Below are 8,509 nucleotides of genomic sequence, written 5' to 3'. Positions count from 1 at the left end.
GCCTGCGGCCGCCCCGTCCTCTGTTGTTTCGCCTCCAAGGGCATGGGGGKCCAGCGCCCGACCCACCGACCACCGCCAAAACGCCTGGCTTCTATCTGATTACCGCAAGCCGAGCCCCTTAGCGGCCGGTAGSCCCCTGGGCAAAATCAAGGAGGAGGCCGTAGGCCGGGGGACATTTGCGCCAGGGGGCTACCGGCCGCTAAGGGGCCCTCACGCGCGCGACAGACCCAAGCGGAGAAGCCGCCAGATCGGGCTCGCCGCTCGCACTGCCCGTCCACACGAGTAGCCTCGCGCCCACGCTGCGAAGGCCCTTGCAACAAGGCGCCCCCCTCAGATGGGAGAAGAACCAAAGAAAAGGCCCCTTGCGGGGCCTTGTCTTACTTGCGGTTCATCGTCGCATTGCGCTGGCCGGTGCTGGCGGACTTCTCGCCGGCAAACGGATTCAGCTTGCGGATCATCCACGGATACTTCGGCCACTTGCCCTGCAGCCACGGATGCTCGGGCTGGTTCAGCTCCAGCACGCGGCGCGCGTCATCGGCCAGGGTCTTGTTGCCCAGGTGAGTGTAGGCCTCGCCCAAGGCGGCAACCGCGTCGTACTGGAAGGCGCTCTGGGGGTAGGTTTCCAGCAGGTAGTTGGCACGGCCGGCGGCCGACACCCAGGCCTGGCGGCGCAGGTAGTACAGGGCGTTGTCCAGCTCGTGCTGGGCGAACACGTCGCGCAGCTCGATCATGCGCTGGCGCGCATCGGCGGCGTAACGGCTGTTCGGGTAGCGGTCGACGACGATGTTGAAATCGGCGTAGGCCTGGCGCGGGGTGGACAGGTCGCGGCGGCTCGGGTCCAGCGACCACACCCGGCGCAGGAACACCGTGTTGCGGTTGCCGTTGGCCAGGCCACGCAGGTAGTACATGTAGGCGATGTTGCGGTGGGTCGGGTAGGTACGGATGAAGCGGTCCACGCTGGACACCGCGTCATCGTGCTTGCCGGCCTTGTACTGGGCGTAGGCGGTCTCGATCATCGCCTGCTCGGTGTACGGACCATACGGGTACTGGGCGATCAGGCGCCGGAAGCTGGTCTCGGCCCCGCTCCAGTTGCCGCCTTCCATCAGGCGGTGGCTTTTCTCGTAGATCTTCTCGACCGGCTGGCCTTCGTCCGGGTTATCGCCCTTGGTGCCGCGATGGCAGCCAGTGGCAACGAGGGCCAGGACCAGCAGCAGGGCGGCGGTGCGGACATGCGCGAACAGCGAAAAAGAGCGTCGGATCATGGGGTCAGGGCGGGACGCGGCTGGAATACGAGGGGTCGATGATAGCCTAGTGGCCTGTCCTGCGACTGAAAGTGGTCGCCCGGACCCCAAATTTGTCTCCCTGCGGTGCTTTCCCCATGTCCGATAACGCTTCTGAATCCGAATCCCCCCGCCAGGCCGTGGTGCCCGACACCGCCGCCGGGCGCCGTTTCGACGCCGTGCTGGCCGAGCTGTTCCCCGAATTCTCCCGGTCCAAGCTGACCGAGTGGATCAAGTCCGGCGACGTCCTGCTGGACGGCGAGCAGGTCCGCGGGCGCGACCCGGTGCGCGGCGGTGAGGTGGCCAGCCTGCATGTCGTGCTCGACACCCAGACCCACGCCGAGCCGGAGGACATCCCGCTGGAGGTGCTGTACGAGGACGAGCATGTGTTCGTCATCAACAAGCCGGTTGGCCTGGTGGTGCATCCCGGTGCCGGCAATCCCACCGGTACGCTGGTGAACGCGTTGCTGTTCCGCGACCCGTCGCTGTCGGTGCTGCCGCGCGCGGGCATCGTGCACCGGCTGGACAAGGACACCAGCGGCGTCATGGTGATCGCACGGACCATCCAGGCGCAGACCGCGCTGGTGGAACAGCTGTCGGCGCGCCAGGTGCACCGCCAGTACCTGGCCATCGTGGTGGGGGCGCTGGTCTCCGGTGGCACCGCCGATGCGGCGATCGACCGTCATCCGCGCGACCGCGTGCGCATGGCCGTGCGCGAAGACGGCAAGGATGCCATCACCCATTACCGCCTGCGCGAGCGCTTCCGTGCACACACCGCGCTGGAATGCCGCCTGGAAACCGGCCGCACCCACCAGATCCGCGTGCACATGGCGCACCTGCGGCACCCGATCATCGGCGACCAGCTGTACGGCGGCGCGCTGAAACTGCCCAAGGGCGCCAGCGATGAACTGGTCGCGCAGCTGCGCGGCTTCAAGCGCCAGGCGCTGCACGCCGAAACGCTGGAGTTCGTGCACCCGATCACCGGTGAGACGATCACCAACAGCGCGCCACCGCCGGCGGACATGCAGGCGCTGATGCAGGCGCTGCGCGAAGACAGCAAGCGCTTTGCCGAGCTGGAGCGCGGGCGCCGCTGATGCAGACACCGGTTCCGCTGCTGGCGGCCGACTGGCCGGCCCCGCCCGGGGTCACGGCCGTGACCACCCTGCGTTTTGGCGCAGGGGGATCACGGCCCCCGTTCGACCAGTTCAACATGGGCAACCGTTACGCCGCCGACGGCGACGACCCGGCGCAGGTGCAGCGCAACCGCGACCTGCTGCAGGCCGGGTTGGCACTGCCGTCGGCGCCGCATTGGCTGCGCCAGGTCCACAGCACCACCGTGCTGCGGTTCGATGCGCCTCCGACTGCGGTCGGCGTGGACGTGGAGCCGACCGCCGATGCGGCGGTGACCTCGGTGCCGGGCGTGGTGCTGGCCATCCTCACCGCCGACTGTCTGCCGGTAGTGTTTGCCGCCCGCGACGGGAGCGAGATCGGCGCGGCCCATGCCGGTTGGCGTGGTCTGGCCGACGGCATGCTGGAGGCGACGGTGGCTGCCCTGCATACCCCGGCCGCGCAGCTGCAGGCATGGTTGGGTCCGGCCGCCGGGCCGGCGCATTACGAGGTCGGCGAGGACGTGTTCGCCGCCTTTGTCGACCGCGACGCGGGGGCGCAGGAAGCCTTTGTCGCTACCCGAGCCGGGCACTGGAGGGTCGACCTGTTCGCGCTGGCGCGGCGACGCCTGCACCGCGTCGGGATCGACCCGGCGCACGTCAGTGGCGGTCAGCTGTGCAGCATCGCCGAGCCGCAGCGTTTTTATTCGCACCGTCGCGACCGGCATACCGGGCGCATGGCGACGCTGGCATGGATTGCACCCTGAGCGCATGAACGGCAACGACGCGCGCGCCGAGGGTGCGGTGATCGTGTTCGACGGCGTGTGCGCGTTATGCAGCCGCTGGGTGCGTTTCCTGCTGCGTTTCGACCGGCGCGGACGCTATCGCTTCGCCGCGATGCAGGGCGCGCACGGACGCGCCTTGCTGCTGCAGCACGGCCTGGATCCCGACGATCCGCTGTCGTTCCTGCTGCTGGCGCGGGGCAGGGCCTGGACCGATACCGATGCGATCCTGCAGGTGGTGGGCGGACTGGGCGGCGCGTGGCGGATCGTCACCGTGCTGCAGGTGCTGCCACGCGCATGGCGCGACGGTGCTTATCGCGTACTGGCACGCAACCGCTACCGCTGGTTCGGGCGGCATCACCGCTGCTACCTGCCGGCTCCGGAGCAGGCGGCGCGCTTCCTGGATTGATCCGGGGTTCACCGCGTTTGCCAGGCCAGCACGTCGGCACTGCCCACGACGGGATCGGGACTGAGCAGCGTGTAGCGGATGCGCCGGTTGCGCGCGCGGCCTTCGTCGCTGCGGTTGTCGGCCACCGGGTGCTGCTGCCCGTAACCGACGGGGACCAGCATCGCTGCAGGTACGCCGTGCGCCTGCAGCGTATGGGTCAGGGTGTCGGCACGTTGCTGGCTCAACCGCAGATCGGCCGCCGCGTCACCGGCGCTGTCGGTATGGGCGCCCACTTCGATCCGTGTGCCGGCGGGCGCGGTCGAGAGTGCGGCGGCCACGGCCTGCACGGTGTCGGCGCAATCGCCGGTCAGCGCCGTCGAGCCGGGATGGAACTTCAAGGTGGTCCGGTTGAGTGCATCGACCACCTGCGCAGCATCGGCCTGCGCCGGAAGGTGGGCCAGCGCGGCCAGCCCGGGCCCCCACAGACCGCTGGTATGCAGATCGGCGAAGTCGCGGCGCAACAGTCGTGACACGTCCAGCCGCCGGGTGGGATCCATGGAGGCGGTATCGAGCTGCAGCCGGTCGCCGTCGAAGACGAGCGACAGGCCATCGCCGGACAGGTGCGGCAGCCGGGTGGTCAGCCGGTCCAGCCAGCGCGGACGGCGCGTGCCCGGATCCAGCGCGATCTCGGCGCGCACGTTGGCCGTGCCGTGCAGTGCGACCAGGGCGTTCCAGACCTGGCGCCGCGCCGCCTCGGTGGGCAGGCGGCCCTGCACGTGGATGCGGTCCCCGTGTTGCTGCAGCGACAGCTGTGCATCGCGCTGCGCGCCGACCTGCGGCGCCACCCAATGCGCTGCGTGCATTTTCAAATGTACCCAGGCGGTGAGGCTGACGACGGCCACGCCTACCAGTAACCATAGCGATCCGCGCAGGGCCAGGCCGTGCATCGCATGCGAGGGCGCCGCGCCCGTGATGCGCCGACGCTGCAGATGCGGCCTGGTGGCGCCTGCCGTCACGCGTGCATGGCCCTCGGGCGGCGTCACCAGCCCGATCAGCTCCGGCAGCAGCTCACAGGCGAGCACCCGGAAGGTGCCCGGCGGGAAGCCAGCCCGACGCGCCATCGTGGCGAGCGCGTGGGTGCCGACGGCGTGTTCGAGTTCACTGGCAAGGATCGGGCGGGAGAGCTCGCGCGGGTTCTGCCAGGAGCGGAACTGCACGCCCAGCCCGGCCTGGTCGAACTGCTGCTCCAGCCCGTCCAGTCCCAGCGGGTGCGAGGCGATCCAGCCGACCAGGACGCCGACCACGCTGCGTGCGCGGTAGCCCAGGTCGAATCGTACGGCGGCATCTTCGATGAAACGGTCGAGCGCTGACATGCAGAAAAAATCCCCCGGAAAGAGCGTGCAGGTAGGCGTACACGAACCGGCCCATGCGATATGGATGGGCTCTTGGGGGCGTCACTTTGGTCAGCAACCGTCAATACGAAATGAAATTTCGTGGGAGGTTTCGTTTTCGAGGTCACCGGAGGTGGGGCAATCAATGCGATCTATCGCGGCGACGGCTTGCAGCAGCGGGCGTTGCGCCGTCCGGCGCGTTGATCGCGACACGCCAAGGCGTCTGTGCAGGGCGATGACACAATCGTTTCATCCGCAATCAATGTGGGTCGAAAGCGTCAGTGCCCGCGCGGCATCCGCAGCATCGCCGATGCCGCGCAACGGCCGCCGCGGGCAGCCCGGCAATCGCCCGCGTCAGCCCTCCAGGGCCTGCAGATAGGTCTGCCGCCAGTGGTTGATGTCGTGCGCGCGCAGGTGTTCCATCATCGCCTGCCAACGCTCCACGCGTTTGCGCAACGGCATGGTGGCGGCGGTGGCGATCGCATCGGCCACGCCATCCAGGTCGTGCGGATTGACCAGCAGCGCCTGTTTGAGTTCATCGGCCGCGCCCGCCAACAGCGACAGCACCAGCACACCGGGATTTTCCGGGTCCTGCGAGGCCACGTATTCCTTGGCCACCAGGTTCATGCCATCGCGCAGCGGCGTGACCAGGCCGACCGCGGCGGCGCGGTAGAAGCCGGTCAGGGTGGCATGGGTGAAGTTCTGGTTGACGTAACGCAGGGGCGTCCAGTCGGGCGCGGCGTGGCCGCCGTTGATGTGCCCGGCGATCTGTTCCAGCTGGCTGCGCAGCTGGCGGTACTCGGTGACATCGCCGCGCGAGACCGGCGCGATCTGCAGGTAGGTGAGGCTGCCATGCTGGTCCGGATGGCGTTCCAGGTAGCGCTCAAAGCCCAGGAAACGCTCGGGCAGGCCCTTGGAGTAATCCAGCCGGTCCACGCCGATCGCCAACTGGCGGTCGCGCAGGCTGTTGCGCAGGTCGCGCACGGCCGGCTTGTTGGCGCCGGCCTTGGCTTGCCGCGCGATGTGCTCGGTATCGATGCCAATCGGGAAGGCGGCGGCACGGAAGCGGCGACCGCCCGGGGCCTCCAGTTCGCCATCGGCCAGCACCCGACCGCCGCCGAACAGGCGCACGTAGGATTGGAAACGGTCGGCGTCGCGTTGGGTCTGGAAGCCGACCAGGTCATAGGCGTACAGGCTGGAAAACAGCCGCAGGTGGTCGGGCATGGCCTGCAGCAGGTCGGCCGAGGGCATCGGCACGTGCAGGAAGAAGCCGATCCGGCAGCCGATGCCGCGCTCGCGCAACAGCGAGGCCAGCGGTATCAGGTGGTAATCGTGGATCCACACGATGTCGTCCTCGCGCAGCAGCGGCGCGAGTTTTTCGGCGAACAGCGCGTTGACCCGGCGATAGGTTTCGCGGGTGGCACGGTCGTAGTCGACCAGGTCCAGGCGGAAGTGCAGCAGCGGCCACAGCGTGCGGTTGGCAAAGCCGTTGTAATAGCCATCCACGTCGCGCTTGTTGAGGTCCATGGTCACATAGCGGATGTCGCCTTCGACCTGCTCATGCACCGCACCGCTGTTGTCGCGCACCGATTTGCCACTCCAGCCGAACCAGACCCCGCCGCGCTCCTTGAGCGCGGCGAGCAGGCCGACTGCCAGCCCGCCGGCGCGGGTTTCCCCGGGCACCGCGACCCGGTTGGACACCACCACCAGCCGGCTCATGAGGCCTCCTGCCAGCTGCGCGACAGGCGCATGGCGGCGGTGATCAGGCCGACGTGCGAATAGGTCTGCGGGAAGTTGCCCCAGGCCTCGCCGCTGTCGAAGGCCAGGTCTTCGGAGAGCAGGCCCAGGTGATTGCGGCGCTCGAGCAGGGTTTCGAACATCTCGCGTGCTTCGTCCAGGCGGCCGATCGCCGCCAGCGCGTCGATATACCAGAAGGTGCAGATGGTGAAGCTGGTTTCCGGCTCGCCGAAGTCATCGGGCGCCACATACCGGTAGAGCGCGTTGCCATGCTTGAGGTCGCGGCCGATGGCTTCGACCGTGGCGACGAAGCGCGGGTCATTGGCCTCGATGAAGCCGATATCGGCCAGCAGCAGCAGGGACGCGTCCAGGCGGTGGCCGTCGAAGGTGTCGGTGAAGCGCCCCAGCTCCTCGCTCCACGCTTTTTCCAGGATGCGCGCGTGGATGATGTCGGCGCGCCCGCGCCAGTAATCGGCACGGTCGTCCAGCTTCAGGCGCACGGCGATCTTGCACAACCGGTCGCAGGCGGCCCAGCACATCGCGCTGGTATAGGTGTGCACTTCGGTGCGGCCGCGGAATTCCCACAGACCGGCGTCGGGCACGTCGTGCAGGGCGAAGGCCTGCTCGCCAAGTGGCTCCAGCCGCGCGAAAGTATGGGCATCGCCCGGGTCCTGCAGGCGCTGGTCGAAGAACAGCTGGGTGGACGCAAGCACCACGCTGCCGTAGACATCATGCTGGCGCTGCACCCAGGCCAGGTTGCCGCGACGCACCGGGCCCATGCCGCGGTAGCCGTCCAGCGAGGCCACTTCGGTTTCCTCCAGCTTCGCCTCGAAGCCGATGCCGTACAGCGGCTGCAGGCTGCCGTCGGCGGTGGCCAGGTTGAAGATGTAGCCCAGGAACTGCTCCATGGTGCGGGTGGCGCCGAGCCGGTTGAGCGTGCGCACCACGAAGGCGGCATCGCGCAGCCAGCAATAGCGGTAATCCCAGTTGCGGATGCTGCCGGGCGCTTCTGGGATGGAGGTGGTCATCGCAGCGATGATCGCGCCGCTGTCTTCGTACTGGCACAGCTTGAGGGTGATCGCACTGCGGATCACCGCGTCCTGCCATTCCAACGGGATGGACAGGTAACGCACCCACTCGCGCCAGTAGTCACGGGTACGTTGGAAGGACTCCTGCACGTAACCGCTGAGCGAGCGGTTCAGCGATTCGTCCACGCCGAGCACCAGGTTGACCGGGTGGTTGAGCACGAAGGGCAGGCCGTCGCGGACGAACCGCAGCGGCACGTCGGTGGTCAGGCGCAGCACGTGATCGGGCAGGACCCAGCGGATGTGGTTGCTGCCCCAGGTGGCATCGGGGACGCGCGCGCCCCAGTCGGCCAGCGGTCGCGCGCGCACGATGATGCGCGGGTTGCCGGCCAGCGGACGGACCTGGCGGATCAGGCTGACCGGCCGGTAGAAGCGATCGTTCTGGCGCCAGCGCGGGGCGAAATCAATGATTTCCAGCGCGCCGCCGTGCTTGTCGTGCAGCACGGTCCGCAGGATGGCCGTGTTGGTGAGGTAGCTCTGTTCGCTGCTGACCAGGTCTTCGAGTTCGATGGCGAAATCACCGCCTTCGTTTTGGTTGGGGCTGAGCAGGGCACAGAAGGTGGGGTCGCCATCGAAGGTGGGCAGGCAACTCCACACCACGCGTGCGTGTTGGTCGATCAATGCGCCGAAGCTGCCGTTGCCGACTACACCAAGATTAAGATCGGGTTGTGTCATGGGTACTGCATCTCGTTCGGGCCGTGCCACCGCAGCGGATGCAGCGGGGCGGCATCGGTGGGGTA

7 protein-coding genes are annotated in these 8,509 nt (G+C 68.1%); 3 read left to right on the top strand and 4 right to left on the bottom strand.

The window, feature by feature from the left end; translation table 11 throughout:
* Positions 1 to 377 precede the first annotated feature (377 nt).
* Positions 378 to 1,262 carry an outer membrane protein assembly factor BamD gene (locus tag AC1DR7_RS16370; protein WP_256775509.1) on the bottom strand — a complete coding sequence of 295 codons (885 nt, stop codon included), beginning with the start codon at positions 1,260 to 1,262 and terminating at the stop codon, positions 378 to 380.
* Between the two features lie 116 nt (positions 1,263 to 1,378).
* Between AC1DR7_RS16370 and rluD the strand changes: the two genes are divergently transcribed.
* Genes rluD through AC1DR7_RS16355 form a run of 3 tightly spaced genes read left to right on the top strand, consistent with a single transcriptional unit; the run spans position 1,379 to position 3,577 of the window.
* Complete coding sequence (gene rluD / locus AC1DR7_RS16365; protein WP_312236494.1) at positions 1,379 to 2,374, top strand: 23S rRNA pseudouridine(1911/1915/1917) synthase RluD; 996 nt, start codon at positions 1,379 to 1,381, stop codon at positions 2,372 to 2,374.
* Positions 2,374 to 3,153: a peptidoglycan editing factor PgeF gene (gene pgeF / locus AC1DR7_RS16360; protein WP_457319151.1), complete on the top strand. Its 780-nt coding sequence runs from the start codon at positions 2,374 to 2,376 to the stop codon at positions 3,151 to 3,153. The genes rluD and pgeF overlap by 1 nt, the downstream gene beginning before the upstream one ends.
* A gap of 4 nt (positions 3,154 to 3,157) precedes the next feature.
* Entirely contained in the window at positions 3,158 to 3,577 is a 420-nt protein-coding gene (locus tag AC1DR7_RS16355; protein WP_457319152.1) for a thiol-disulfide oxidoreductase DCC family protein, read from the top strand.
* An 8-nt stretch (positions 3,578 to 3,585) separates the two neighbouring features.
* On the opposite strand, the gene AC1DR7_RS16350 is transcribed toward AC1DR7_RS16355, so the two are convergent.
* The 3 genes from AC1DR7_RS16350 to AC1DR7_RS16340 form a co-directional block, all read right to left on the bottom strand.
* Positions 3,586 to 4,929, bottom strand: a complete 1,344-nt coding sequence (locus AC1DR7_RS16350) for an OmpA family protein (RefSeq protein ID WP_457319153.1) — start codon at positions 4,927 to 4,929, stop codon at positions 3,586 to 3,588.
* A 372-nt stretch (positions 4,930 to 5,301) separates the two neighbouring features.
* Positions 5,302 to 6,666: an alpha,alpha-trehalose-phosphate synthase (UDP-forming) gene (gene otsA, locus AC1DR7_RS16345; protein WP_256775504.1), complete on the bottom strand. Its 1,365-nt coding sequence runs from the start codon at positions 6,664 to 6,666 to the stop codon at positions 5,302 to 5,304.
* Positions 6,663 to 8,444, bottom strand: a complete 1,782-nt coding sequence (locus AC1DR7_RS16340) for a glycoside hydrolase family 15 protein (RefSeq protein WP_457319154.1) — start codon at positions 8,442 to 8,444, stop codon at positions 6,663 to 6,665. The genes otsA and AC1DR7_RS16340 overlap by 4 nt, the downstream gene beginning before the upstream one ends.
* Between the last annotated feature and the right edge of the window lie 65 nt (positions 8,445 to 8,509).

It is taken from the genome of Stenotrophomonas sp. P5_A9, assembly GCF_056400525.1.
The sequence above is the reverse complement of the archived record's forward strand: the minus strand, read 5'-3'. Positions and strand labels throughout refer to the sequence as shown.

Bases quoted from the DNA above. Each gene is read 5' to 3' on its own strand.
- AC1DR7_RS16370 (WP_256775509.1), bottom strand. From the start codon at position 1,262: ATGATCCGACGCTCTTTTTCGCTGTTCGCGCATGTCCGCACCGCCGCC.
- rluD (WP_312236494.1), top strand. From the start codon at position 1,379: ATGTCCGATAACGCTTCTGAATCCGAATCCCCCCGCCAGGCCGTGGTG.
- pgeF (WP_457319151.1), top strand. From the start codon at position 2,374: ATGCAGACACCGGTTCCGCTGCTGGCGGCCGACTGGCCGGCCCCGCCC.
- AC1DR7_RS16355 (WP_457319152.1), top strand. From the start codon at position 3,158: ATGAACGGCAACGACGCGCGCGCCGAGGGTGCGGTGATCGTGTTCGAC.
- AC1DR7_RS16350 (WP_457319153.1), bottom strand. From the start codon at position 4,929: ATGTCAGCGCTCGACCGTTTCATCGAAGATGCCGCCGTACGATTCGAC.
- otsA (WP_256775504.1), bottom strand. From the start codon at position 6,666: ATGAGCCGGCTGGTGGTGGTGTCCAACCGGGTCGCGGTGCCCGGGGAA.
- AC1DR7_RS16340 (WP_457319154.1), bottom strand. From the start codon at position 8,444: ATGACACAACCCGATCTTAATCTTGGTGTAGTCGGCAACGGCAGCTTC.